Origin of the sequence: Amycolatopsis coloradensis (assembly GCF_037997115.1) — a bacterium.
Classification (GTDB): domain Bacteria; phylum Actinomycetota; class Actinomycetes; order Mycobacteriales; family Pseudonocardiaceae; genus Amycolatopsis; species Amycolatopsis coloradensis_A.
On sequence record NZ_CP150484.1, the window covers coordinates 782,380 to 808,673 of the forward strand.

Genomic DNA, 26,294 nt, shown 5'->3' on the forward strand with positions numbered 1-26,294 from the left:
CGGGGACTTTCTGGCAAGGTTCCGTCCACGCGCGAGTACGGAGGTGCCGATGGCGGACTCAACGACGGAGCGGCTGGGGCATCGGCTCCCGGTGAAGAAGTTGTTCGCCGCCAGTGTCGGCAACGCGCTGGAATGGTTCGACTGGACCATCTACGCGACCTTCAGCATCTACTTCGCCAGTGAGTTCTTCCCGAAGGGCAACGAAGCCCTGGCGTTGATCAACACCTTCGCCACCTACGCGTTGGCGTTCTTCTTCCGCCCGCTCGGCGGGATGTTGCTCGGCCGGTTCGCCGACGTCAGGGGCCGGAAGCCGGCGATGATCCTGACCATCGTGCTGATGGCGGGCGGCTCGGTGGCCATCGGTCTCCTGCCGACGTTCGACCAGGTCGGCTGGCTGGCCCCGATCCTGTTGCTGCTGGCCAGAGTGGCGCAAGGACTGTCGCTCGGCGGTGAGGTCTCCAACGCTTCGGCCTACCTCGGTGAGATCGCGCCGCCCGCCCGCCGCGGCCGGTACTCCGCCTTCTTCTACATCTCGACCGGTTCCGCCGTCCTGCTCGCCTCGATCCTCGGATTCGTGCTCGCGCGGACGATGTCCAAGGCGGACCTGACCGCGTACGGCTGGCGGATCCCGTTCCTGCTCGGCGGTGTCCTCGGCATCGTCGGCCTGTGGCTCAGGCGCAGCCTCGCCGAAACCGAGATCTTCGAGGAGAAGAAGTCGACCGCACGCCGGGTCGAGCGTCCGCTGCGCACCACCCTCCGCGAGCACCCGCGGGCAGTCGTGCAGCTCGTGGGCTTCTCGATGCTGTCGACACTTTGCTATTACACGTTCTTCAGCGCCCTGACCTCCTTCGCGGTCAAGACCCGCAAGGCCGACGACGTCGACGTGTTCCTCGCGTTGTCGATCGCGACGGCGTTGTTCGTCGCGCTTCAATACCCGATGGGCGCCTTGTCGGATCGCTTCGGCCGCAAGCCACAGCTGCTCGTCTGGGCGGCGGCGACCGCGATCCTCATCGTCCCGCTGTCCACTTTGGTCAGGCCGGGGCTGCCGGGCCTGCTGGTCGTGTTCTGCGTGGGGCTCTGCCTGTACACGGCGATGACGTCGATCGCGCCCGCGATCATGAGCGAGCTGTTCCCCACCGAACTGCGCGGTCTTGGCATCGGCGCCTGGTACAACCTGACCGTCGCGTTGTTCGGCGGGACCGCTCCCCTGGTGCTCACCGCACTGTCCGACGCGGGGTTGTCCACGCTGTTCTTCTGGTACGTGGCCGCCGGAGCGGTGATCGCGTTCTTCGTCATCCGCACCTTGCCGGAGACCAAGGGCAGCGACCTGCGCTGAAAACTCCGTCGCCGATGACGTGACGAGGTGGCTACCCTCGCGCTCCTACGACGAGCGCGAAGGAGGGACACCGTGTTGTTCGGCGATGTAAGCGAGGAATTGGCGCGACGCGTGGTGGATGCCCTTCGTCACGTCACCGACGTCGAACCTCCGTCCGCACTGGTGCGGGTCTCCGCGCGGGACGGGATCGACTATCAGTGCGATCTCGCGATGAGCTTGGGCAAGAGACTCGGCAAGCCACCGAGGGAGATCGCCGCCGACATCGTGTCGCGGCTCGACGTCGCCGACCTCGCCGAACCACCCGAGGTCGCGGGGCCGGGCTTCCTGAACTTCACGCTGCGCTCGTCCTGGCTGGCGGAGCGGACGACCGCGCTCAACGGTGACCCACGGCTGGGCGTCGCGGTGACGCCGCGTCCAAGGCGGATCGCCATCGACTACAGCAGTCCGAACGTGGCGAAGGAAATGCACGCCGGACACCTCCGGTCGACCGTCATCGGTGACGCGATCACGCGGCTGGCGCGGTTCGCCGGGCATGAGGTCATCCCGCACAACCACCTCGGCGACTGGGGTACGCCGTTCGGCATGCTGATCGAGCATCTGCTCGACGAGCGCCCCTCGGGTCCTTACACGATCGGGGATCTCAACGGCTTCTACCGGGCCGCCCGGTCGAAGTTCGAAAGCGACGACGACTTCGCGGCCCGGTCACGGAACCGGGTGGTGCTCCTTCAAAGCGGTGACGATGAGACTTTGTCGCTGTGGCGGCGCCTGGTCGGCGAGTCGACACGGCATTTCACTCAGGTCTACGAACTCCTCGGCATCGACCTGACCGGTCGGGACATCTACGGCGAGAGCTTCTACAACCCGTTTCTCGCCGCGGTCGTGGACGACTTGACCGCCGCCGGGCTGACCGAGATCAGCGATGGCGCGGTCTGCGTCTTTCCCGACGGTTTCCGCAACCGGGAAGGCGATCCGCTGCCGCTCATCGTGCGGAAGCGGGACGGTGGCTACGGCTACGCGGCCACCGATCTCGCGACCCTGCGCTACTGGACGGAACAACGTGGTGTCAGCGATCTGCTCTACATCGTCGGTACACCGCAAGCGCAGCACTTCGCGATGGTGTTCGCCGTGTGCCGAGCCGCCGGCTGGCTCCACGATGAACATCGGGCCGAACACGTCGGGTTCGGGTCGGTGCTCGGTGAGGACGGCCGTGCCATGAAGACCCGGGCGGGCGAGTCGGTCCTTCTTTCCGACCTGCTCGCCGAGGCGGTCTCCCACGCCGCCGACGTGATCGACGGCCGGGGCGACCTCTCCCCCGACGCGAGGGAAGAGGTCGCCAAGGCGATCGGGATCGGCGCGCTCAAGTACGCCGATCTTTCCGGCGATCGCGAGCGGGATTACTTCTTTTCCTGGGACCGGATGCTCTCCAGGAACGGGAACACCTCGGTCTACCTGCAGTACGCCAACGCGCGGATTCGTTCCGTGCTGGCGAAGGCCGGTCAGGACCTCACCGGCGCGCGGATCGTGCTCGGCCATCCCGCGGAACGGGCGCTGGCACTCGCGCTGGCCCGCTTCCCCGAGGCGATCGGTGCGGCGACCGCCGGGCATCTCCCCCACAAGCTGTGCACCTACCTGTACGAAACCGCGGTCGTGTTCTCGCGGTTCTACGAACAGTGCCCGGTGCTGGACGCGGAAGGTCCGGGCGTCCGCGACTCGCGTCTGCTGCTGGCCGAGCTCACTTCGAAGACGCTGACACTGGGTTTGTCCCTGCTCGGCATCTCGACCCCTGCCCGGCTATGAGTCGCCGTGGTCGCTGAAGACCTTGCGCTTCAACGGAGGGACCGCCTGGAAGAAACGGAACATTCCTCGCGCCATCGTGCGGCCCGCCCGGTTCTCCGACACGAACTGGCGGGCGCTGCGTTCCGAGTCGCGCACCGCCGCGAAACCGTAGTCCCGCATCCGCTGCTCGTAGTCGGCGACCGCGGAGCGCACCGCGCCGGTCTTCCGTGCTTCGACGAGGTTGCGGCACAACAGCTGCGCGTCCCGGAGGGCGGTGTTCGCCCCGATGCCGCGGAACGGGGTCATGCTGTGGATCGCGTCGCCGATCAGGGTGACATTGCTCGTCGGCCACGGATCGACGGGTTTCGAAGTGAAGATCGGCAGCCGGGACACCGCCCCCTCGGGCGAGCCGGCGACCAGCTCCTTGAACGCGGGGGCCCAGTCGTCGATCAGGTCCAGCACCAGGGACCGCAGTGCGGACCCGGACAATGACGACAGGTCGTCCGGATAGCGTCGGCGGTCCGCGGCGAACGCCCACATGACGTAACTCGAGGTGTTGTCGAACAGGACTGGGTCGTACTCGGCGGTCTCGTCGTCGACAGACAGGGCGCCGCTCAGCTCGTGCGGCGCGCTGAACAGCCCCGCGCCGGTTCGCGGCATCACCATGCTCGGGCCGTCGGTGAGCCGGGAAGGCAAACGCTTGCGGGTCTCGTCGGTCAAGGGGTGTTTGCCCGCGATGGCGATGATCCCGGTGTCCACCCGGTCGGCTTCGGGCAGAAACTGTTTGCGCACCCGGGAATTGGCCCCGTCGGCGCCGATGACCAAGTCGGCCTCGACGGTGCTTCCGTCGGCGAACTCGCAGACGACCACCTCGCCTGCACGACGGTAGCCGACGAACTCCTTGCCGTGGCGTAGAACTCCGTCGAGCCCGTCGGACAGCACCTGATGGAGGCTGATCCGGCTGACCGAGTGGTGGTCCGACGCGGGATCCGCGCTCGACGTGAGTTCGCTGTCGATCACCATCAGGTCCCGCAGCCGCTCGGTGACGAAGGTGAACGGTCCGCTCGTGGTGCCTGTGGTGTCCAGGAAGCGTTGCCAGAGCTCAGACGGAAGGCATTCGTGCAGTGCGGCCGAACCGTGCGGATTGATGTGCACGCGATAGCCCTGCAGGCGTTCGATCCGGGTGCGGCTGCGCTCGTGGACGGACACGTCGATCCCCGCCTTGCGCAATCCCTGCGCCAAACAGAGCCCGCCCGTTCCACCGCCGATGATCGCGATTCTCGTGGTCAAGGTTTCTCCTCTCTCCGCCGACAACTGTCAACCAAGTGGGTAATAAAGTCAACCGTCCGTTTGAAAGAGTCAGCGGTTAAGCTGAACCCCATGTCCGAAGCCGCCCCACGCAGCCCTCGCCGCGCCCCCGTCGAACGCCAGCGCGATCCCGAGCGCACGAAGAAACAGCTCTTGGAGGCGGCGAAGGCCGAGTTCGGCGCGAAGGGCTACGCCGCGGCACGCGTCAGCGAGATCGCCGCGAAAGCGGGCGTGAACAAGCAGCTGATCTCGTACTACTTCGGCGGCAAGGAAGGGCTGTACAACGCGCTGACCGCGACGATGTACGACGACTACGTCGCGGCCGCCGACTACGAGAAACCGTTCGCGGAGGTCGTCCGGTTCTTCGCCCAGTCGGGAGTCCGGGATCACGACCTCGCCAAGCTGTTCCTCTGGGAGAATCTGACCGACGGCGCCCCCGACGCGGTCGGCGTCGAGGGCCAGCGCGGGTTCCTCCAGCGGCAGGTGGAGTACGTACGGGCCCGGCAGGCCGCGGGCGACTTCCCTGCCGACCTCGACCCCGCCTTCCTCCTGGTGATCTTCATGGCCGCGTCCAGTGCCGCGTTGGCGCTGCCTCGCGTCGTACGCGCGGTCTCCGGGCAGGACCCCGCGTCGGCCGAGTTCGCCGAGGCCTACGGCGAACAGCTGGCGCGCCTCGTCGGCCACCTCGCCGATCAGGGGAAGCGGTAGCAAAGGTCCCCCGCTGTCGCTTGAACCTTTCGGGCCCCCGCCGGACTAGAGAGGGCACGAAGAAGAGGGGGTGGCCGGTGGGACAAGCGAGAGACGCCGACTTCAGCGAGTACTTCGCGGCCCGCGTGCAGCGGTTCCGGCGGCTGGCGTTCGGCATGTGCGGCGACTGGCACGGCGCCGAGGACCTGGTGCAGGCCACGTTCGTCCAGTTGTACCGGCGATGGCGGCGGGTGCGGCCGGACACCGTCGACGCCTACGCGCGCCGGATCCTGCTCAACCTCTTCCTCAGCCGGAAGCGAAAACACGGCCGGGAACTGGTGACCTCGACGCCTCCGGACCGGGCCGCCCCCTCGGGCTACGACAGCCACGATCGGATCGATCTCGAGCGGGTGCTCAGCGGCCTGACGCCGCGCCAGCGCGCGATGGTCGTTCTCCGCTTCCTCGAGGACCTCTCGGTCGCCGAAGTGGCTTCGCTGCTCGGAGTCGCCGAAGGCACGGTAAAGAGCCAGACCGCCCGTGGGATCGAAGCACTGCGCGCCGTCCTGCCCTCCCCGACGAGCAAGGAGTAGTCATGGAAGACCAGGACGTCCGCTCCGCGCTGAAGGAGTACGTGACCGAGGCCGAGCCGCCCGTCGGGCTCACCGGCGACGGCGTGCTCGCCGCGGGCCGCCGGTCACGACGGCGCCGTCTGACGACGGTGGTCGCGTCGGTCGCCTTGGCCGCGGCGGGATTTCCGGCTGGAACCGCGATCATCGCGCTTCCCGACCGGAACGAGCCGGCCGCGGCTTCACCCTGCGGCGCGAAGTCGCCTGAGGAAACAACCGAAGCGGCGAAGGCCCGGCTTTCCTGCGTGCTCGAGGCGACGGTCCGGGCCCGGGTCACTCTTGGCTCGGACACCCGGTTCGACCTGCAGGCCATCCCGATCGACAAGGGGAACGGCTACCGCCTGGTGTATCCGGTTCGCGACGGCTCGCTGTCCGTGACCGTGCTGCCCAACAACGGAACGCTGCTCTCCACGGGGGTGGCCTGTCGCAGACTGGATCCAGTCCCGGCCACCTGCTCGGCGAGCCTGATCGACGGCGGGACCCTGATCGAGACGACGACCGGAGAAAAGGACGGTCACCTCTCCTACGGGGCGGCCTATCAAACCGGGACGGCGATCGTGGAGGTCTCCACCGACGGCGGCGACAACACGCGGCCGCCGCTGAGCGAGGCGCAGGTCCGCGAAATCGCCCTGACCCCGGGCCTGGTGCCCTAACGGCGCAGCGGGACGAGGTCGTCCGCGTGGACGACCTCACGGCGCTGTTCCGCGGGGAGGTCGTGGCTGGAGCGGCCGATGAGGTCGGGCAGTTCGCCCGCGTCGAAGGCCACGACCCCGCGCGCCACGGTCCGTTGTCGAAGATCGACCAGGTCGACGACGTCGCCGGCTTGGAAGTCACCGTCGACGCCGGTGATCCCGGCGGCCAGCAACGAGCGGCGGCGGCGGACGACGGCCGCGACCGCGCCGTCGTCGAGGTGCAGTTTCCCGGATGCGCCCGCGGCGTAGCCCAGCCAGAACCGGCGGGCCGACAGCCGGGAGTCCGCAGCGGCGAAAGCCGTGCCGACCTCGGCGGTGGTCAGGGCGCGCGCTGCCTCGGAAGCGGCGGCGAGCAGGACTGGGATTCCAGCGCCGGCGGCGGTACGAGCGGCTGCGAGCTTCGAGACCATGCCGCCGGTGCCGAGCCCGGAGCTCGACATGCCGACGGTGATTCCGTCCACATCGGACTCCCCGGCGACCTCGGCGATCTTGCGAGTCGCTCCGTCACGGGGATCCCCGTCGTACAGACCGTCCACATCGGACAGAAGGATGAGCGCGTCGGCGCCGATCAGGTGAGCCACCAGCGCGGCCAGCCGGTCGTTGTCGCCGAAGCGGATCTCTTCGGTGGCCACGGTGTCGTTCTCGTTGACCACGGGAACCGCACCGAGGGCCAGCAGCCGGGTGAACGTGTTCTGCGCGTTGCGGTAGTGCGCACGGCGAACGACGTCGTCCGAAGTCAGCAGAACCTGGCCCACGGTCAGGGAAAAGCGGCCGAAGGACTCGGCGTAGGCGTGCGCCAGCGCGAGCTGCCCGACACTGGCCGCGGCCTGCTGGGTGGCGAGGTCACGCGGCCGTTTGCCGAGCGAGAGCGGCGCGAGTCCCGCGCCGATCGCGCCCGAGGACACCAGCACGATCTGCGTACCGCGGGAGACCCGGTCGGCGATCGCGTCCACCAGAGCGTCCAGCCTGGTCACGTCGAGACCGTCGCCGGCGGTGGTCAGCGCTGAGGAACCGACCTTGACGACCACCCGCTTCGCGTCGGCGATCGCCACCCGGGTTGAGCTCACTCGTCGTCCATCTCGTCTTCGTCTTCGATGCCGTCCGGACCGTCACGACGGATCCGGCGGGCTTCCTTGCGCTCGGCGGCACCGATCCGGCTGGTGTTCTCCAGCCGCACGTCCGTGCCCCGGCCCGACAGGTGCACCGCGACCCCGGCCGGGGTCGACGGCTCCCACTCGAACTGGACGTCGCCGATGGTGACGGGGCTGCCGGGTACGGCGCCCTTGCGTGCCAGCACTTCCTCGACACCCAGCCGGTTGAGCCGGTCCGCGAGGTACCCCACGGCTTCGTCGTTGCCGAAGTTGGTCTGCCGGATCCACCGTTCCGGTCGGGAGCCGCGGATGATGAACGCGCCTTCCTCCTCCGGGTCGAGTTCGACGGTGAAGCCGGCGTCGTCGACGGCCATCGGCCGGAGCACGACCTTCGCCGGCTCGGGGGCGGGCTGGTCGGCGCGGTACTTCTCGACGACGGCGGCGAGCGCGTAGGTCAGTTCCTTCAGGCCCTGCCGCGACGCCGTGGAGATCTCGAACACGCTGAGCCCGCGGGCTTCCAGTTCCGGGCGCACGAACTCGGCGAGTTCGGCGGCGTCCGGGATGTCGATCTTGTTCAGCACCACCACACGCGGCCGGTCGGCGAGGTCGCCGCCGAGGCTCGGGGTGTAGCGGGCGAGCTCCTCTTCGAGGGCGTCGATGTCGGACAGCGGGTCGCGCCCAGGCTCGAAGGTCGCACAGTCGACGACGTGCACCAGCACCGCGCAGCGTTCGATGTGGCGCAGGAAGTCGAGGCCGAGGCCCTTGCCCTCGCTCGCGCCGGGGATCAGCCCAGGGACGTCGGCCATGGTGAACACGGTCGAGCCTGCGGTGATCACGCCGAGGTTCGGCACCAGCGTGGTGAACGGGTAGTCGGCGATCTTCGGCTTGGCGGCCGACAGCACCGAGATCAGCGACGACTTGCCCGCGGACGGGAAGCCGAGGAGACCGACGTCGGCGACGGAGCGCAGCTCCAGAACGAGGTCGCGGGACTCTCCCGGCTCGCCCAGCAGCGCGAATCCGGGTGCCCGGCGGGCCTTGGAGGCCAGCGCGGCGTTGCCGAGACCGCCACGGCCGCCCTGCGCGGCGACGAAGGTGGTGCCGGGGCCGACCAGGTCGGCCAGGATCTCGCCGTCCTCGGTCATCACGACGGTGCCGGACGGGACGCGCATCTCCAGCGTCTCTCCCGCCGCACCGGCGCGGTTGCCGCCCTGGCCCAGCTTGCCGTTGCCGGCGCGGGCGTGCGGGCGGAAGTGGAAGTCGAGCAGCGTGTGGACGTTCGGGTCGACGACCAGCAGCACGTCGCCGCCGTTGCCACCGTTGCCGCCGTCCGGGCCGCCGAGGGGCTTGAACTTCTCGCGGTGCACCGAGGCGCAGCCGTTCCCACCGTCGCCGGCGGCCAGATGGATCACCGCTCGGTCCACGAACCGGGACGCCATGACTTGCCTCTATTCACTCTCGAGAAAAAGGGGGATACATAAAACAAACGAGGGGTGGGCCCGGATATTCCGGCCCACCCCTCGTCAGAGGTTCTAACTCGAAGCCGGAACTCAGGCTTCGGTCGGCACGATGTTGACCGTCTTGCGGCCACGCTTCTCGCCGAACTGGACCGCACCGGCGGCCAGCGCGAACAGCGTGTCGTCGCCGCCACGGCCGACGTTCACGCCGGGGTGGAACTTGGTGCCACGCTGGCGGATCAAGATCTCGCCCGCGTTGACTTCCTGACCGCCGTAACGCTTGACGCCCAGTCGCTGCGCGTTCGAATCGCGACCGTTGCGGGAGCTGGACGCACCCTTCTTGTGAGCCATGGCTCAATCCTCTTTCTGACGAAGATCCGGAGAAAGTCCTACTTGGAGATGCCGGTGACCTCGACGCGGGTCAGCTTCTGCCGGTGACCCTGGCGCTTGTGGTAGCCGGTCTTGTTCTTGAACTTGTGGATCCGGATCTTCGGACCCTTGGTCTGCTCGACGACCTTGCCGGTGACCGAGACCTTCGCCAGCGCGTCGGCGTCCGTGGTGACGTCGCCACCGTCCACAAAAAGGACTGCGGGGAAGGTGTGCTCGGTACCCGGCTCGCCTTCGAGCTTCTCGACCTCGACGACGTCGCCGACGGCCACCTTGTACTGCTTGCCGCCAGTCTTGACGATCGCGTACGCCGACACGGAAGTCTCCTGCTTACTCGACAACGGGTGGGGGCTTGCGTGACCCGGCCCAACAAGAAGTTCTCGGTGGGCAGATTCTGCGCAAGGTGCCCGCCGCTAAGTGGCGGGCCGCTCTTTAGGTTACGTGGGGCTCCCCGGTGCGATCACACCGGGGTGCCCCTAGGTGTTCACTAGCTCTTTTCCGACGCCTTGACCGGCGGACCGGCCGGTCGTGAGGCCGCCCGTCGCGGACGACGGCGGGTCGTGGAGCGCACGGCCGGGGCCGGGACGTCCACCTCGGGCTCGGTCTCCTCCTGGGCCACCGGGGTTTCGGACGCGGAAACCTCTTCCGTCACAACGGTCTCAGCAGTCACCGGAATCTCGGGTGCTTCGGGCTCCGGGCCGGATTCCGCGACAACGGCGATCTCTTCTTCACGCACGGCCGGAGCCTCGTCGTCCGAAGTCGTCACCGGCTCACCGGCGAGTTCGGACGCGGGCGCCTCGGCGACCGGCTCCCGCACCGGTTCGGAAGCCGCCTCGGCCGCCTGTTCGACGGTCGCGTCGGCAATGGGCTCCGAAGCCGCCGTCACCGGCTCAGCAGGCCGCTCAGCCGCCTGAGGGGCGTGGCCGTTGAGCGCGGCGCTCTCGACGTTCTCGGTGGCCTCGTGCGAGTGCTCGCCCTTGGCCGCCTTGGTGGCGTTGGCCACGGCCTGGACCGCCGAAACCACCGACTCGCGCTGAGCCGGCGCCGTCGGCGCCTCGGTCTTGGCCGCGGCGGGCTCGTTCTGGCCCTGATCCTCGCCCTTGCCCCGGCCGCGGGACCGGCGCGAGCCCTGCTCCTTGCCGCCACCGCCACCACCGCCGCCGTGGTTGTGGCCGTTTCCGCCACCCCCGGTGCGCTGCGGCTCGGTCGAGACGACCACGCCGCGGCCCTTGCAGTGCTCACACGGCGTCGAGAACGCTTCGAGCAGCCCGGTGCCGATCTTCTTGCGGGTCATCTGCACCAGGCCGAGCGAGGTGACCTCGGCGACCTGGTGACGCGTGCGGTCGCGGCCGAGGCATTCGGTCAGCCGTCGCAGCACGAGCTCGCGGTTGGATTCGAGCACCATGTCGATGAAGTCGATGACGATGATGCCGCCGATGTCCCGGAGCCGGAGCTGGCGGACGATCTCCTCCGCCGACTCCAGGTTGTTCCTGGTCACCGTCTCTTCGAGGTTGCCACCCGATCCGGTGAACTTGCCGGTGTTGACGTCGATGACCGTCATCGCTTCGGTGCGGTCGATGACGAGGTAACCACCAGAGGGCAGCCAGACCTTGCGGTCCAGCGCCTTGGTGATCTGCTCGTCGATCCGGTGGTCGGCGAAGGCCGAACCGGTGCCCGTGTACCGCTTGACGCGATCCGCCAGGTCCGGCGCCACGTGCTGCACGTAGTTGTAGATGGTGTCCCAGGCCTTGTCGCCCTGGATCTCCAGCTTGGCGAAGTCCTCGGTGAACAGATCGCGCACGACCTTGACCAGCAGGTCCGGCTCTTCGTAGAGCATGACCGGGGCGCTGTTCTTCTTGCCGCCGTTGCCTGCTTCGGCCTTCTCCTTGATGACGTCCCATTGCGCCTTGAGGCGACGGACGTCGCGGTCCAGCTCCTCCTCGCTGATGCCTTCGGACGCGGTGCGGATGATCACACCGGCGTCCTCGGGGACGATGCGCTTGAGGATGTCCTTCAGGCGACGGCGCTCGTTCTCCGGGAGCTTCCGGGAGATGCCGGTGGCGCCGCCCGCGGGCACGTAGACCAGGAAGCGGCCCGGCAGCGAGATCTGCGTGGTCAGCCGGGCGCCCTTGTGCCCGACCGGGTCCTTGGTGACCTGGACCAGCACGGAGTCGCCGGTGGAGAGCGCCTGCTCGATCTTGCGGGCCTTGCCCTCGAGACCGGCGGCGTCCCAGTCGACCTCACCGGCGTAGAGCACGGCGTTGCGGCCGCGGCCGATGTCGATGAAGGCGGCCTCCATCGACGGCAGCACGTTCTGCACACGGCCGAGGTACACGTTGCCGACGATCGAGCCGGTGCCCGACGAGGTCACGAAGTGCTCGCACAGGACACCGTCCTCGAGCACGCCGATCTGCGTCGAGTCGCCCTTCTCGGCGACGACCATGGTGCGCTCGACCGACTCGCGACGGGCGAGGAACTCGGCCTCGGACAGGATCGGCGCACGACGACGGCCCGCCTCGCGGCCGTCCCGGCGGCGCTGGCGCTTGGCCTCGAGCCGGGTCGAGCCGCGCACGCTGCGGACCTCGTCCCTGGCGGGACGCTCGGTCTCGGCGGCCTTGGCCTGGCGCACGTGGACGACCGTGTTGGGCGGGTCGTCGCTGGTGGCCTCGGCGTTGTCGTCGTCCCCGCCCTTGCGACGGCGGCGGCGACGGCGGCGCTTGCTGCCACCATCCGAATCGCCCTCGGTTTCCGAATCGGCCTCGGCGGACGGCTCTTCGGCGGTTTCGGCGCCGGCCTCTTCGGCCTCGGCGTCCTTGTCCTTCGCGCGCTGCTGACGGTTACGCGGAGCTTCGGGCTGCTCGTCTTCGTTCTCGGACTCGGCCGAACTCTCGTCGCCGCCCTTGCCCCGGCCGCGACCACGACGTCCGCGACGACGGCGGCGACGGCCGTTGGCGTCGTCACCGTCCTCGTCGGGGCCGTGGCCTTCGGCCTGCTCGGTCTGCGTCTCGTCCTCGTCGGAGACGGTTTCCTCGCTCGGGGCGAAGGCGGGCTCCGGCTTGCGGACGGGCTTCGCCGCGACGGGCTCCGGCGGCAGGAACACCGGCGACGGCGCGGCGAACACCGGGACGTGCACGGCGGCCTTCGCGGGCCTGGTCGTCGGCTGCGGCGGCTCCGGCGTCACCGGGGCGGCGAGCGCGGGCGGAACACGCCGCGAAGGGGCCTCCACCTGGGAAGCGGGCTCCGGCTCGGCCTCGGGCCTGGTCTCGGGAGCCGCCGGGGTCTCGGCGACGGGAGCTTCGGCGGCAGGGACCGCCTCGGCGGTTTCGGGCTCGTCTCCACCGGCGAGGGCTTCGGCGAGCTTGTGCGCCACCTCACGGGTGACGCTGGACTGCGCGCTCCGGACGGTTTCGCCGAGCTCACCGAGCTTGGCCATCAGTTCACGGCTGTTGGATCCCAGCAGCTTCGCCAGCGCGTGCACCCGGATCCGGGGAGGCAGTTCGCCCAGCTGGCCTGCGATGGGTGTGGCGGTATTCCCGCCGGTGACGGCGGGTGTGTCCGCGTTCGACATATATCTCCTCCGCCCCCGGGCGCGTCGGCTGGCTCACACCGGCTCGACGCGGCCGCGCAGGGGCCCCTTTCTGTTCGTTCCGCCGTGGTGGTCACCAGCAGCGGGAATCCTTGCCCGGCACCGCGACGGCGCCGGGGTTGTCCGGGCGCCGCGCACGGCTGAAGGTCTGCTCGGCGGAGCGCTGGCCACGTTCGCGACATCGGGCCGCCCGCCACGTCGTCGAGCCGCATACAGCGGCGACGCGTGTGGAGGATGTGCAGCACACCACCGGGCCACGAGACCGCGAGCGCCACCTCTCACGTGTGCCCGTCGGCCAGCGGCCACCGCGAGTATCCCACACCCCGGCCCCACTCCGGTGTACTCGGTGCCACAGAGCAGGCTCCCGGGCGCGCCGCGGCCACCGGCCGAGCGAACTTCGCGGAAGAGCTTGTCGACCCGGCCGAGGGTGGCTAGCGTGCCGCTCGGGGGGTACCGACGTCCAGCCCAGCCCAGGCCGCGGTGCCCTCGTTGTCCGATGTTCTCCGGTGGGAGGTCCGGTGTCCCTGCTGGGGCGGTCCCTGCGAGCGGCCGTGTGCGCCTTGGTGGTGCTCTGCGGCTCGGTCGCCGCTGTGGCGACGGCCGAGGCCGCGCCATCGTGTCATCCCCAGGGACGGGCGCTGCGTTACGTCGTCGCCTTCGACAAGGGCACTTCCGAGGCCGAGGCCAGAGCCGCCATCGACGGCGGCTGTGGCAGCACGACGACCTACTACCCGCAGATCGCGGTGGCCGTGGCGACCTCGGCCGACCGTGCGTTCGCCGAACTGGTCCGGCCAGCCGCCGCGTTCAGCGCGCAGGCGGAACGGCTGGCGGTGCAGCGGGCCAACGGCTCGTCACCGGCCAGGTCCGCGCCCGCTCGCGCCGAACTCCAGCCGACGGATCCGGCGAAGGTCCCCTCCGCCGACCGCACCGGCGAACAGTGGGACATGCGCGCGATCGGCGCCGACAAGGCCCGCGTGATCGAGCCGGGCGACCGGGACGTCGTCGTCGGCGTCCTCGACTCCGGCGTCGACCCCGCCCATCCCGAACTGGCGAGCGCCCTCGACCCCGAGAAGTCCGCGGGCTGTCTGACCGGCGTACCCGACCGCAATTGGGCCGCGACGACGTCGGTGCACGGCACCCACGTCGCGGGGATCATCGCCGCGGCCGACGACGGCAAAGGCGTCACCGGGGTGGCGCCCGGCGTCCGGATCGCCTCGGTGAAGGTGATCGACGATCGCGGGTACGCCGACCCCGAAGCCGCCGTCTGCGGGCTGATGTGGGCCGCCTCACAGGGCATGGCGGTGACGAACAGCAGCTACTTCGTCGACCCGTGGTCGCTCTCGTGCGCCCACAACGACGAACGGGGCGTGGTGAACGAGGTCATGGCCCGTGCCGTCGAGTACGCGACCTCGGCAGGCACCCTCACCATCGCGGCGGCGACCAACGAGGCCGCCGAGCTGGTGCCGTCGCCGCGCTCGGGTGCCCGGCCCGACTCCGAAGGCTGCCAGGCGCTGCCCGCGGGCCTGCGTGACGTCGTCGCGGTGTCGTCCGTGAGCGAGGAGCGGGTCAAGGCCGGCTACAGCTCGTACGGACTGGGCGTGATCGACGTGGCCGCTCCCGGCGGTGAGGCCGGGCGATGCGTGCTTTCGACCGTTCCCGGCGGATACGCGCCGCTGTGCGGGACGTCGATGGCGGCGCCGCACGTCGCCGGTGTCGCGGCGCTGCTCGCGTCGAAGCATCCCGGCTACGGCGCCCGCCAGCTGAGGCGGACGCTGGACGCCCAGGCCACCCCGATCGCGTGTCCCGCCGACTACGACCTGACCGGTGACGGCTCGCAGGACGCGTACTGCACCGGATACGCGGGATTCAACGGCTTCTACGGGCATGGGATGGTCGACGCGCTGGCCGCGGTGGCGCCCCGGCGGACCGGCGCGAACCCGGCCCGGTGACGGGTCAGCGCAGCAGGAGCTTGCCGAACCGCTTCGAGGACGCGTAGATCCCGACCGCCGCCAGTGCCACCAGGTACGCCACGTTCCCGATCATGCCCCACGACAGGACGCCCACCGAGAGCCCGCGCATCAGCTCGATTCCGTGGTACAGCGGGAAGATCTGCACGATCCACTGGATCCCCGCCGGGTACACCGAAAGCGGGTAGAACGTCGTGGAGAACAGGAACAGCGGCATCAGCACGAGGTTGATGTAGTCGAACTGCGACACCGACCGCAGAAAGGTCACCAGCACGATGCCGATGGCCGAGAACGCCATCGCGATCAGCAGCGCCGCCGGGATCATCAGCAGGGCCCACCACGAGCCGGGCAGCCCCATCACGGTCATCACGCCGAGGAACGTCGCCGAGTAGATCCCGCCGCGCAGCACCGACCAGCCGACTTCGCCGAGCGCGATGTCCAGCGGCCCGATCGGGGTGGCGAGCATGGCGTCGTACAGCTTGGCGTACTTCAGCTTGAAGAACAGGTTGTACGTCGAGTCGAGGATCGCGCCGTTCATCGCCGACGCCGCGAGCAGGCCGGGCGCGACGAAGGCGACGTAGCTCATCGCCTGCCCGCCGGGCCCCGCGACCTCGCCGACGAGCTTGCCGAAGCCGAGCTGGAAGGCCATCAAGTAGAACAGCGGCTCGAAGACGCCGGACACGAACAGCATCCAGGCGTGCGAGTACGTCAGGAAGGTGCGCTCCAACACCGCTGTCGACCGGCCGCTGTACAGCGCGGACGGCAGGATGCGCAGCAGCACCCCACGCCGCGGGGCTTCGGTGAGGACCGCCATCAGACCACCAGCCGTCGGTAGAAGTACTTGTGCGCCAGCGCCCAGCCCACCCCGGCCAGCACGACCAGGAAGGCGAGGTGGCCCAGCGTGGCGAGCGGGCCGACGGTGCCGAGACTGACCGCCCTCGCCGCCTCGTTGCCGTGCCACAGCGGGGAGATCCAGGCGATCCACATCAGCGGGGCGGGCAGTTCGGTGATGGGGAAGAACGTGCCGGAGAACAACGTCATCGGGATCAGGATGAACCGGAAGACCAGGCCGAACCGGGTGCCCTCGTCGTAGGTGGTCGCGGCCAGCGCCATCACCGGGGTGCCGCACGCGATACCGGTGAGCGTCCCGATCAGGATGACGGCGAGCACGCCGAAGCTCGTCCAGGATCCGAAGAGCGCCGCGATGACGGCGTAGATCGTGCCGGCCAGGGTCAGCCGCAGGCTCACCCACATGATCTGGCTGCCGAGTACCTGCCCCGGCGTGATCGGGGTGGCGGTGACGGCGATGTAGTCCTGCTGCCACTTGAACCCCGAAAGCACCGGGTAGCTCGACTCCCCCACCGCCAGCTGCGCGGCACCCGCCACGAGCAGCGCGGGTGCGACGTACTCCAGGTACGAGAACCCGCCCGTCGCCGCTCCTGCCTGGACCTGTGAACCGAATCCGAGCCCCATCGCGGCCAGGAAGAGCACCGGTTGCAGGCCCGTCGAGTACAAAGTGGACACCCAATACCGGCGGTACCACATCCAATGGCCCTCGACCCGAAGCCAGGCTCCCGCCCAGCGCGAGACCACGCGGCCCGTCGACGCCTTCGTCTGCGCGGTGGTCATCAGTCCACCAGCGTCCGGCCGGTGAGGCGGAGGAAGACGTCCTCCAGCGAACTGCGGCGGACCAGGCTCGACAGGGGACGCAGCCCGCGCGCGTGCGCCTGCTCGAGGGTGGCCTCGCCGGTCATCGTGTAGAGCAGGACACGGTCCGGCAGTACCTCGACGCGTTCGGCGAGGCCCTCGATCCGCTTCGCGGCCGCCTCCTGCTCGCCGTTCGGGAAGCGCAGCTCCACGACCTCGCGGGTGGAGTACCGGCTGATCAGGTCCGCGGGCGAGCCTTCGGCGGCGATCCGGCCGTTGTCCATCACGACCAGCCTGTCGCAGAGCTGCTCCGCCTCGTCCATGTAGTGCGTGGTGATGATGAGCGTGGTCCCGCCCGCTTTGAGCCGGAACAGCCTGTCCCACAACAGATGGCGGGCCTGCGGGTCGAGCCCCGTCGTCGGCTCGTCGAGCAGGAGCAGCTCCGGGTCGTTGACCAGGGACCGCGCGATGGTCAGCCGCCGCTTCATCCCGCCGGAGAGCGAATCGACCTCCGCGTTCGCCCGGTCGGTGAGCTGGGCGAACTCCATCAGCTCCTCGGCCTTGCTCCGCACGTGCGACCGGGAAAGCCCGAAGTAGCGGCCGTAGATCTGCAGGTTCTGCCGGACGGTGAGCTCGGTGTCCAGGTTGTCCTGCTGCGGCACCACCCCGAGCCGGGCGCGGATCTTCGGCCCCTCGACGTCCGGATCCATACCGAGGACCCGCAGGTCGCCGTCGGTGCGCGGGGAGACGCTCGCGATCATCCGCATGGTGGAGGACTTGCCCGCGCCGTTGGGCCCGAGGAAGCCGAACGCTTCCCCCGGGCGGACCTCGACGTCGATCCCCCGTACGGCCTCGAAATCGCCGAACCGCTTGACCAACGCCTTCGCCTGCACCATCGCCGGTTCGTGCTCTGAGTCACCCACGGTAGGCACCCTAGGACCTGCCACCGACAAAACTCGACCGGTTTATCCAGCCCTTGTTGGACGGTGGCCGCTCGTCGATACTCACCGACCATGAGCCTCAAGCCCAAAATCGCCCTGTTGTCCGTTTTTGTCAGCGCCGGGCTCCTGGTGGCGCCCGCCGCGCGGGCCGAGACCACCGCGGCCACTGTGGACCCGCGGCCGTCCACCGCCAAGCTGGCCTTCGAACTGCACAAGCTGGCGGTGCTCAGCCACGGCAAGATCCGGGTGGACAGGATCGGCCGCAGCAACGAGGGCCGACCGGTGTGGGCGGCGAGGGTCGGCCACGGCAAGACGCGGATCCAGTACGTCACCCAGCAGCACGGCGACGAGCCGCTCGGCACCCCCGCCGCGCTCGAGTTCCTGCGCAAGGTCGGGGTCGAACACAGCCCGTGGGCGCGGAAGCTGCTGGCGAAGGTGACCGTCGACATCGTCGTGCGCGCCAACCCCGACGGGCACGAGCGCGACTGGCGCTACAACTACGAGCCGGACGCCACTCCCGAATACGGTGAGAAGGGCAAGGGGTACGACATCAACCGCTACCACGACCCGGCCGTGGCGCCGAAGGACAATCCGGCCACCGAAGCGGGCCTGATCCAGCGGCGGAACGCGTCGTTCAAGCCGGACATCATGGTCGACTACCACATGCAGGGCCGTTACCGGGACGAAGGCGGCAAGGAGATCACGGCTTCCACGATGTGGCCGACGCATCCGGGCGTGAAACAGTCCGATGTGGACTTCGCGAAGCAGATCGCGGTCGTGGTGCGGCGGTCGATCGACGCGAACGGCGGCCATGTCTCGCAGTATCCCGGCGGTTCGTACCAGGGCATCGCGCGCAACGGGTACGGGCTGCTCGGCGACGGCAGCGTGCTGATCGAACTGAGCCTCATCCCGGAGCGGGAGCAGCAGCAGATCCAGGACGCGCTGGCCTCGATGGTCGCGATCGCGCAGTCCGCGGCCGACGGTTCGGTGCGGAAGGTGGACCCGGCCGACGCCGAAGCGATCCCGCCGCGGGGTCCGGCGCTGCCGGGGACGGTCGAAGAGGCGCACGAAGCCGCCTGAGCCTCGTGAGTGGTAAGGACGGTTAGAACCGTCCTTACCACTCACGAGGTGGTTCAGCGGACGGTGACCGACAGGCTCCGCGTGACCCCGTTGACGGTGACCGAAAGGCTCGCCGTCCCGGGCCTCAGCGCGGCCAGCACCCCGGTCGCGGGATCGAACGACGCGACGTCCCACGGCATCGCGGGCAGGAACCCGCCGGCGACATGCGTGCCCCAGCCGCCCTTCCAGTCCGCGCTGACCGGGTACGAAACCGGCACCTGACGCGCTCCCTGCGTCACCACGGCCCGGATGTCCGCCTTCTCCCCGCGTGCCAGGGACGAGGGGCCGGACAGCGTCAGCGCGTCGACGTTCGGCCGCGTCTCGAACCGCACCGGCTGCGCCTTGTCCCCCGGTTCGAACCGGACCATCGTCCAGCCGACGAACCCGCCGTCACCCGGCGCCGCGGCGGGCGACTTCCCGGAGTTGCCGTTCACCAGGTACGGCACGCCGTCGACCCGTGAAAGGTTGAAAACGCCCGCGTGCGAAGCGATCGCGGCCGCCTGCTTCCCGGATTCGCGTTCGAAGGCGGTCAACCAGCCGGTCAGCATGGCGGCCTCCTTGCGGTCGGCCAGCTGCGAATTCCCGGCGGGGCTCGGATCCTTGACCGGATGGTGCATCGCGACGACCACGCCGCGGATCCGCCGGTCCGGCTTCGCCCCGTCCAGCGCCTCGCGCAGCATCCGGATCTGGTCGAACCCGCCCGCGCGCAGCGAACCGCGCGAGGAATCCATCAGCACCAGCCGGATCCCGGCGACGTCGGCGACGCGATGGGTCGCCCCGAACGCCGCCTGGAACTCCGCGAGCCCGTGCCCGCCGTCGGCTTCGTGGTTGCCCGGCACGTAGTACCACGGCGCCTTGCCGACGAGTTCCTCGTCGATGACCGACTTCGCCAGCACGAAATCGGCGGCCGTACCGCGGTCGACGAAGTCGCCGTTGATCAGCACGAGATCCGGTTTCGCCGCCACGGCCTCGCGCAGCGCGCGCCGGGCCTGGGCGACCAGCGGGCCGTCGGGCTGGTCGGCGGTGAACTGCGCGTCGCTGACCACGGCGATCCGCAGGCCACCGGTCGCCGCGCCGTCGGTGATCAGCGCCGGGTCACGCGGCGCCGGATCGGCGGGGACGGCGGCCGCGGGCGCGACCTCGAAGGTGAGGTCGTCGAAGACCAGCCGTCCTTCGTACTGCTGGGCAGGGACGTTCTCGACGGCGTAGAACTTCGTCAGCCGCTGCCCGTCGGGAAGGCCTGCCGGGATGGTCGCGCGCACGTAGCGCCAGCCCGTCCAGTCGACGCTCAGCGACAGGTCCACGACGGACGGGACGTTGGCGGCGTCACGGAGTTCCGCCCGCAGCCAAGCGCCCTTCGCGTCGCCGTTGACCCATAGGCCGACACGCTGGGTGCCGGGCGGCAACGCGATCGGCGCCGCCGAGTTGACGTAGGCCGCGCGCGTGGCGTTGGTCCCGTTCAGCCGGTAGTCCAGCGCGAGACCGCGTCCGCCGTCACGGCCGGGAGCCTCGGAAAGCGCGGCGCCGACGACGGCCGGGAACACGCTGGCGGTCCAGCCCGCCGGGCCGTCCAGCGGCGCAGCCACCCGGGATTCCGTGCCGACGGACGCCGCCAGATGCGTCACCTTCCCGCCCGCGGTGGCGGTGATCGCCGAAGCGCCCGCGGCCTTCAACGCGGTGATCGCGAACCCGCCGCCGGACGGTTCGATCTTCACCACCGCGGGGTCGTAATCGAGTTTGACGTCGTCAGGCTCGATCCACGTGCCGTAACCGTCGGCGTCGTAGCCGAACACCTTGAACGTGCTCTTCGCGCCTTCGCCGGACAACGCGACCTGTTCGGTGCTCGTGCCAAGGCGTGCCGGTGAACCGAGGACGTTCAGCGTGGTCTTGCCCCTGACGCCGCCGCGTTTCGCGTAGACGTCGACGTCCGCGGGCGCGTCCGGCCGGAGCCGGTCGGCGTGCGCGGTGAACACGCCGTCGGTCACGGTGCCGCGGAAGGGATTCGTACTGAGCCACTGGACACTGCCGTCGACGGCGGCGCCGGTCTCGTCGTGACCGCCGGCGGCGAGTTTCCGCGTCAGCCCGGAAAGCACACGCGTCGCGTCGGCGGTGTCCTGCGCGGGACGGGGCGCGAATCCGGTCAGGCGTCCGCTTCCCGGCGTGGTCGCGACACCGATCCCGTTGGGCACCAGGCGTTCCCCGCCGTCCGACGGTGAGTTGCGGATCAGCGGTGCCTTCTCGCCCTCCTCGCGGGCGAGCATGGTCGACGAGCCGCCGCCGTCGAGGTTGAGGGCGTCGTCCGCGCCGAGCGACTTCATGTGCCGGGCGAGTTCCAGTTCGGTCATGCCGCGGCTGTCCGCCTGGCGGCCGTCGACCGTCGCCAGCCACATCTTCGTGCCGTCGGCGGAGAACCCGACCGCCGTCCGCGGGTGCATGGCGACGTTGTCGACCGGCTGGACCGCGCCGTCACGCAGCAGGATCTTGTTCCCGCCGACCGAGACGGACAGCTTGCCCGCGTCACTCTTCGGCGCGTACGCGACGCCCACCTTCTCACCGGGCTTCAAGCCGGACAACGAGTCCACACCGCCGTCACGGGCGAGCAGGATCGTCGCTCCCGCGGCGATCGGGCCGTCGGCGGGTTGCGGCCGCACCTGCGTGACGACGCCGTCGGAGACCTCGACCTCGACGACGCGCTGGGCGCCCGCGACCGAGGTCCGCCGCGAGGACGCGCCCCACAGCGGGGTGTAGACGCCGATCGCGGCGCCGCTCAGCACGGGGCTGTTGAAGTTCGACGCGGGCACGACCTTGCCGTCGGGCAGGGTGATCGACGCGTCGAGGAACACCTCCGCGAGCCGTGCCTTGCCTTCCTCCGTGATCGACGCGGTCAGGTTGTGGCCGCGCGCGGGCGCCGTCTGGAGTTTCCCGGCGTCGATGCCGACGCCGATGGGCGCGCCGGAAGCGTTGATGTCGAAGAAGTCCCCGTTGACCCCGGCGACCGCGCCGGCCCTGGACACCTGCTGCGAAAGCGGTGTCCGCGCCGAAACCGTGCCAGGGCTGAGGTACGTCGGCTTGAGGGTCTTGCTGGTGAGATCGACGGCGAGGGTGTCGCCGCGGATCCAGCCCGCCGGGTCGTACCGGTCGAACTCGGTGAGACTCAGGCCCGGCGCCACGCGCGAAGTCGCGCTGGTGGTGACGAGACCGTCGTCGGGCGCGGCCACGGCGTACGCGGACGGCCCCTCCTTCGCCGACGAGGCCGCTGGGGCGGCTTCGACGGGCGCCGGACCGAGCGGAGCGGCCAAGGGATCGGCGTGCGCCGGTGCGGCGACGAACAATCCGGGCAGCAGGGCAGCGAGCAGCAACAAGCGTGAATTTCTCACGAATTACCCCACGATCGAGTGACAGGCAGCATCGCTCAGCACAGCGGACGCGAACCGCTAGGAGAAGACCTCGGGGTGAACGAGAACCGAACGGCGTAGGGCGCGAAGGTCAGGGCGTGACCGGCCCGGCGAGGAAGGTCTTCGCCGCCGTGGCGTCACCGGTGATTTCGAGGCCCGCCCCGTCGAGCTCGATCCGTTGCCACAGCAGCAGATCCAGCCCTTCCGCGGGCCCTTCGACGACGGCGCCCGCCGCTTCGGCGGGGTCTGCCCGCCGCGAGCCGGGGACGTCGGTTTCGCCCGGCGGTGTGATCAACCAGGCGTGTCCGGTGTCGGAGGTCTTCAGCAGCAACGGAACGGTGACCGCCGGCGGGGTGTGCCACCGCTTGACCTTCGGCAGCATGCCGAGGAGGACCTCGTCCACGCCGTCGGCGGCGAGGGACGGGTCCAGGGTGTATTCGGTCCCTGCCGCGCGGTGCGCGTCGAGCAGGTGCACCGCGGTCTCGTGGACCTGGCGGCGGAACCAGAAGGCCTTGGTCTTGGCGGCGGCGGTGAAGTTCCAGGCGCCGTCCTCGGGAGATGCCTCGCGCAGTGCCTCGATGAGGTCTGCCGCACTTTCGCGGTACCAGGCGGCGAGGTCCATGCCGGGTTCGTCCTCGAAGCTCTGCGGGCCGAGTTCGCCGGTGCGCACGATCCCGGCCGCCCAGCGATGGACGTTGCCGAGGTGCACGACCAGGTCACGCAGGCGCCAGTCGCCGCAGCACGGCACGGGCGCGGCGTGGTCCCCGGTGCTCGCCACGTGCGCGAAACCGGTGGTGAGCTCCCGCAGGCGCTCCAGGTACTCGTCCGGTGTCATCGAAACTCCCCGCTTCGTGGACGGCACGGTGATACCGCGCCGTCCACGAGTGTGTCAGACCTCGGGGAACCAGAGCTTGAGCTCGCGCTCGGCCGACTCCGGGGAGTCCGAACCGTGCACCAGGTTGTACTGGGTCTCCAGCGCGAAGTCGCCGCGCAGAGTGCCGGGGGTGGCCTTCTCGACCGGGTCGGTGCCGCCGGCGAGCTGACGGAAGGCGGCGATGGCGCGGGGGCCCTCGACGGCGATCGCGACCAGCGGGCCCGAGGTGATGAACTCGAGGAGGTCGCCGAAGAACGGGCGCTCCTTGTGCTCGGCGTAGTGCTCCTCGGCGACCGACCGCTCGACGGTGCGCAGTTCGAGGGCGGCGAGCTTCAGGCCCTTGCGCTCGATGCGAGCGATGACCTCGCCGACGAGGCCGCGCGCGACGCCATCGGGCTTGACGAGGACCAGCGTGCGTTCAGTCACGGCGGTATTTCTCCTTGGGTGGGATTCGTGCTATTCGCCCGGAGCCTACTGGGTGCTTCGCCGCTCACTTCACGTCGGACCAGGGAATGGCCTCGATGCGTTCGAGGTGCTCCTCGCCCCACTCCCCGAGTGCGGCCATAGCGCTGTTGAGGGAATCCCCGAATCCGGTCAGCGAGTACTCCACCTTCGGCGGAACCTGGTGGTAAACCTCGCGATGCAGCAGTCCGGTGGTCTCCATCTCGCGCAGTTGCAGGATCAGGACCCGCTCGCTGATGCCGGGCACCGCGCGCCTCAGCTCCCCGAAGCGCAGCGGACCGTCCTGGAGCGCGAACAGGATGAGCCCTTTCCATTTGCCGCCCATGACGGCGATCGCGGCGTCGAGGCCGCAGGTGAACGTCCGATTCTTGGTCATCGCTTCACATACCTTTTTGTCAGTACCCGGCAAAATAGTAGGTACTTGATCGAATTTACGCGACCGCCCAGCATGGAGTCATCCCGAAGATTTCCTTTGACTGGAGCGAAAAATGCCGAAGACGCCGGTGACCGTCGTGGGCCTCGGCTCGATGGGCTCGGCCCTGGCGGACGCCTTTCTGGCGGCCGGGCATCCGACCACCGTGTGGAACAGGACGGCTTCGAAGGCCGATCACCTCGTCGCGCGCGGAGCGATCCTGGCCGCGACGGCCGGGGACGCGGTGCGGGCGAGCCAGTTGACCATCGCCTGCCTGACCACCTACGAAGACACGCGCGCGGCTTTGGAGCCCGCTTCCCTGACCGGACGCGCCTTGGTGACTTTGAACAGCGGCTCACCGGCGGGAGCGCGCCGGATGGCCGAATGGGCGAAGGAGCACGGCGCGCGATACCTCGACGGCGCGATCAAGAACGTGCCGTCTGCCGTCGGAGCGCCGGACACGCTGCTGTACTACGGCGGCGACAAGACCGTCTTCGACGAACACCTGGACACGTTGCGGGTGCTGGGCGGCGACACCGTCCACCTCGGCGAGGAGACCGACCTCGCGGCGCTGTACGAAACGGCCGTCGGCGGCACCCTGCTGCCCGCGCTGGTCGGGTTCTTCCAGGGTGCCGCCGCGCTGCGGTCGCGCGGGCTCGAAGCCGCCACGCTCCTGCCCTACGCCACCAAATGGTTCGAGATGATCATCTCGGTGCTTCCGATGTACGCCAAGGAAATCGACAGCGGCGACTACTCGGATCCCGCGGCCTCGGTGGACATCTTCCACGCCGGCGCCGCCGCCGACCTCGAACTGGCCGAGGAAGGCGTCGACGTCGGCTGGCAGTCGCCGATGCACGACCTCGTGCGGCGGGCCGCCGAGGCCGGGCACGGCGACCGCAGCATCGCGGTCCTGACGGAACTGCTCAGCGTTGGGGCCGCAGGGTCTTCGACCACAGCGAAGCGCCCGTAGCGTCCCTCAGGTCGACCGTGAGCACGCCGCTCCGCCCGTCGATGTTCACTTCGCCGAAGTGCTGGAAACCGTCTGCGGGCGAGGTGTTCGCGGCGGGCGGGGCGTGCACGAACACCGCTTCCGGCCCGAAGGTCGGGTCGAGGGTGTTCGGGCCGAACGCGCCGGCGTTGAGCGGGCCGGACACGAACTCCCAGAACGGATCGAAGTCAGAAAACGACGCGCGATCCGGCGAGTAGTGGTGCGCCGCGGTGTAGTGCACGTCGGCGGTCAGCCAGACGACGTTGCGCACCCGGCGTCGCGAGATCTCCCGCAGCACCCAGGCGAGTTCGGTCTCGCGGCCGCCGGGGGCGCCGGGCAGGCCGTTGGCGACGCCCTCGATGGCCTTGCCGTCCGGGACGGTGAGACCGATCGGGAGGTCGGCCTGGATGATCTTCCAGGTGGCGGTGCTGCGGTCGAGCGCGTCGACGAGCCATCGGGCCTGGCGGTCGCCGAGGACGCGGCCGGGTTTGGTCTGGTCCGAGGTGTTGGCGTCCTTGTAGGTCCGCATGTCCAGCACGAAGACCTCGGCACGCGAGCCGTGCCGGAAGTTGCGGTGGACGCGGCCGTCGACGGCCTGGTGCCGGTCGATCGGGTGCCACTCGTGGAACGCCTGGAACGCGCGGGCGGCGAGCACGTCGACGCGTTTCTCGGTGTATTCGGGGCGGTCGTTGAGGATCTCCCCTGGGTACCAGTTGTTCACGACTTCGTGGTCGTCCCACTGGACATAGGCGGGCACGTTCGCGGTGAAGCGCTTGAGGTTCTCGTCGAGCAGGTTGTAGGCGAACTGGCCGCGGTACTCGTCGAGCGTCTCGGCGACCTTCGCCTTCTCCGGGGTGACGATGTTGCGCCACACACGCCCGCCGGGCAGCGCGACGGTCTCGGTGAGCGGCCCGTCGGCGTAAACCGTGTCTCCACAGTGGAGGAACAGATCGGGGCGGCGATCGGCCATCGCGCGGTAGATCGTCATACCGCCGAGTTCGGGGTTGATGCCCCAGTTCTGCCCGGCGACGTCGCCGGACCACAGCAGCCGGACGTCCGAGCGGCCGACCGGAGCGGTGGCGAAGCGGCCGGTGACGGCCTCGCTGCGAGTGCGGCCGTCGAGGTCTTCGGCGGTGACGCGGTAGTGGACCTCGGTCCCCGGCAGGAGGCCCGCGATGCGGACCTTGCCGGTGCCGCCGGTCTCCGGGCTCATCACCGGGCCGAGCACGCGGCGCGCGTGCCGGAACGACGGATCCCTGGAGACCTCCACGATCAGCCGCGAAGGCCGGTCGGCGCGTGACCAGACGATGCCGGAACCGGTGGTGACGTCGCCGGACTGGACACCGTGGGTGAGCACCGGACGGTCGCGGCGGAGCAGCGGGACGGGATTCGCGGTCGCGGTTCCGGGGAGGAGCAGGCCGCCCGCGACGGCTCCGGCGCCGGTGAGACCGGCTTTGAGCAGCGTGCGGCGGTTGTGGTGGGAAGCGGTCATGGCGCGGTTCTATCCGGCGGCCACGGCCGGTGGGCCAACGGCGGTTGACCTGGT

General features: G+C 69.6%; 22 protein-coding genes. 8 read left to right on the forward strand and 14 right to left on the reverse strand.

Annotated features, from left to right (window positions below):
• The first annotated feature begins 49 nt into the window (after positions 1-49).
• Positions 50-1,336 (forward strand): MFS transporter, encoded by a 1,287-nt coding sequence (locus LCL61_RS03555; RefSeq protein ID WP_340685490.1) that lies wholly within the window; start codon positions 50-52, stop codon positions 1,334-1,336.
• A gap of 72 nt (positions 1,337-1,408) precedes the next feature.
• Positions 1,409-3,133 carry an arginine--tRNA ligase gene (argS, locus tag LCL61_RS03560; protein WP_340685491.1) on the forward strand — a complete coding sequence of 575 codons (1,725 nt, stop codon included), beginning with the start codon at positions 1,409-1,411 and terminating at the stop codon, positions 3,131-3,133.
• Here argS and LCL61_RS03565 read toward each other — a convergent pair.
• Complete coding sequence (locus tag LCL61_RS03565; RefSeq protein ID WP_340685492.1) at positions 3,128-4,402, reverse strand: NAD(P)/FAD-dependent oxidoreductase; 1,275 nt, start codon at positions 4,400-4,402, stop codon at positions 3,128-3,130. The genes argS and LCL61_RS03565 overlap by 6 nt on opposite strands.
• A 90-nt stretch (positions 4,403-4,492) precedes the next feature.
• On the opposite strand from LCL61_RS03565, the gene LCL61_RS03570 reads away from it, so the two are divergent.
• The 3 genes from LCL61_RS03570 (at position 4,493) to LCL61_RS03580 (ending at position 6,386) form a co-directional block, all read left to right on the forward strand.
• Positions 4,493-5,128, forward strand: coding sequence for a TetR/AcrR family transcriptional regulator (locus tag LCL61_RS03570; RefSeq protein WP_340685493.1), 636 nt, complete (start codon positions 4,493-4,495; stop codon positions 5,126-5,128).
• 77 nt (positions 5,129-5,205) lie between these two features.
• Positions 5,206-5,697 (forward strand): SigE family RNA polymerase sigma factor, encoded by a 492-nt coding sequence (locus tag LCL61_RS03575; protein ID WP_340685494.1) that lies wholly within the window; start codon positions 5,206-5,208, stop codon positions 5,695-5,697.
• 2 nt (positions 5,698-5,699) lie between these two features.
• Complete coding sequence (locus tag LCL61_RS03580; RefSeq protein ID WP_340685495.1) at positions 5,700-6,386, forward strand: hypothetical protein; 687 nt, start codon at positions 5,700-5,702, stop codon at positions 6,384-6,386.
• Here LCL61_RS03580 and proB read toward each other — a convergent pair.
• From proB to LCL61_RS03605, 5 genes are all read right to left on the reverse strand, one after another.
• Positions 6,383-7,492 (reverse strand): glutamate 5-kinase, encoded by a 1,110-nt coding sequence (gene proB / locus LCL61_RS03585; protein ID WP_340685496.1) that lies wholly within the window; start codon positions 7,490-7,492, stop codon positions 6,383-6,385. The two genes, LCL61_RS03580 and proB, sit on opposite strands and share 4 nt — an antisense overlap.
• The gene (gene obgE / locus LCL61_RS03590) at positions 7,489-8,952 is read right to left on the reverse strand and encodes a GTPase ObgE (RefSeq protein ID WP_340685497.1); all 1,464 of its coding nucleotides are present in this window, start codon (positions 8,950-8,952) and stop codon (positions 7,489-7,491) included. Before obgE ends, proB begins: the two co-directional genes overlap by 4 nt.
• A gap of 111 nt (positions 8,953-9,063) precedes the next feature.
• Positions 9,064-9,321 carry a 50S ribosomal protein L27 gene (rpmA, locus tag LCL61_RS03595; RefSeq protein WP_007034782.1) on the reverse strand — a complete coding sequence of 86 codons (258 nt, stop codon included), beginning with the start codon at positions 9,319-9,321 and terminating at the stop codon, positions 9,064-9,066.
• Positions 9,322-9,359: 38 nt separating this feature from the next.
• The gene (rplU, locus tag LCL61_RS03600; protein ID WP_005158538.1) at positions 9,360-9,674 is read right to left on the reverse strand and encodes a 50S ribosomal protein L21; all 315 of its coding nucleotides are present in this window, start codon (positions 9,672-9,674) and stop codon (positions 9,360-9,362) included.
• A 170-nt stretch (positions 9,675-9,844) separates the two neighbouring features.
• The gene (locus LCL61_RS03605; protein WP_340685498.1) at positions 9,845-12,925 is read right to left on the reverse strand and encodes a translation initiation factor IF-2 N-terminal domain-containing protein; all 3,081 of its coding nucleotides are present in this window, start codon (positions 12,923-12,925) and stop codon (positions 9,845-9,847) included.
• 536 nt (positions 12,926-13,461) lie between these two features.
• On the opposite strand from LCL61_RS03605, the gene LCL61_RS03610 reads away from it, so the two are divergent.
• Positions 13,462-14,892 (forward strand): S8 family peptidase, encoded by a 1,431-nt coding sequence (locus LCL61_RS03610; RefSeq protein WP_340685499.1) that lies wholly within the window; start codon positions 13,462-13,464, stop codon positions 14,890-14,892.
• A gap of 4 nt (positions 14,893-14,896) precedes the next feature.
• Here the strand turns inward: LCL61_RS03610 and LCL61_RS03615 are convergent, their stop codons facing one another.
• From LCL61_RS03615 to LCL61_RS03625, 3 genes are read right to left on the reverse strand one after another with little or no spacing between them, the layout of a single operon-like run.
• On the reverse strand, positions 14,897-15,724 hold the full coding sequence (locus LCL61_RS03615) for an ABC transporter permease (protein ID WP_340685500.1): 828 nt from the start codon (positions 15,722-15,724) through the stop codon (positions 14,897-14,899).
• Positions 15,724-16,539, reverse strand: a complete 816-nt coding sequence (locus LCL61_RS03620) for an ABC transporter permease (RefSeq protein WP_340685501.1) — start codon at positions 16,537-16,539, stop codon at positions 15,724-15,726. The genes LCL61_RS03615 and LCL61_RS03620 overlap by 1 nt, the downstream gene beginning before the upstream one ends.
• Entirely contained in the window at positions 16,539-17,453 is a 915-nt protein-coding gene (locus tag LCL61_RS03625; protein ID WP_046199923.1) for an ABC transporter ATP-binding protein, read from the reverse strand. Before LCL61_RS03625 ends, LCL61_RS03620 begins: the two co-directional genes overlap by 1 nt.
• A 117-nt stretch (positions 17,454-17,570) precedes the next feature.
• On the opposite strand from LCL61_RS03625, the gene LCL61_RS03630 reads away from it, so the two are divergent.
• Entirely contained in the window at positions 17,571-18,578 is a 1,008-nt protein-coding gene (locus LCL61_RS03630) for a M14 family zinc carboxypeptidase (RefSeq protein WP_340685502.1), read from the forward strand.
• A 53-nt stretch (positions 18,579-18,631) separates the two neighbouring features.
• Here the strand turns inward: LCL61_RS03630 and LCL61_RS03635 are convergent, their stop codons facing one another.
• The 4 genes from LCL61_RS03635 to LCL61_RS03650 all read right to left on the reverse strand — a co-directional run bounded on the left by LCL61_RS03635 (position 18,632) and on the right by LCL61_RS03650 (position 23,724).
• Positions 18,632-21,976: a phosphodiester glycosidase family protein gene (locus LCL61_RS03635; RefSeq protein WP_340688482.1), complete on the reverse strand. Its 3,345-nt coding sequence runs from the start codon at positions 21,974-21,976 to the stop codon at positions 18,632-18,634.
• A 127-nt stretch (positions 21,977-22,103) separates the two neighbouring features.
• A complete protein-coding gene (locus LCL61_RS03640; protein ID WP_340685503.1) occupies positions 22,104-22,847 on the reverse strand; it encodes a maleylpyruvate isomerase family mycothiol-dependent enzyme in 744 nt (247 codons plus the stop codon).
• A 54-nt stretch (positions 22,848-22,901) separates the two neighbouring features.
• The gene (ndk, locus tag LCL61_RS03645) at positions 22,902-23,312 is read right to left on the reverse strand and encodes a nucleoside-diphosphate kinase (protein WP_005158515.1); all 411 of its coding nucleotides are present in this window, start codon (positions 23,310-23,312) and stop codon (positions 22,902-22,904) included.
• A 64-nt stretch (positions 23,313-23,376) separates the two neighbouring features.
• Positions 23,377-23,724, reverse strand: coding sequence for a helix-turn-helix domain-containing protein (locus LCL61_RS03650; protein WP_340685504.1), 348 nt, complete (start codon positions 23,722-23,724; stop codon positions 23,377-23,379).
• Between the two features lie 112 nt (positions 23,725-23,836).
• Here LCL61_RS03650 and LCL61_RS03655 point away from each other — a divergent pair, with 112 nt between their 5' ends.
• Entirely contained in the window at positions 23,837-24,730 is an 894-nt protein-coding gene (locus tag LCL61_RS03655; protein ID WP_340685505.1) for an NAD(P)-dependent oxidoreductase, read from the forward strand.
• Here the strand turns inward: LCL61_RS03655 and LCL61_RS03660 are convergent.
• Complete coding sequence (locus LCL61_RS03660) at positions 24,684-26,240, reverse strand: alkaline phosphatase D family protein (RefSeq protein WP_340685506.1); 1,557 nt, start codon at positions 26,238-26,240, stop codon at positions 24,684-24,686. The genes LCL61_RS03655 and LCL61_RS03660 overlap by 47 nt on opposite strands.
• Positions 26,241-26,294 lie beyond the last annotated feature (54 nt).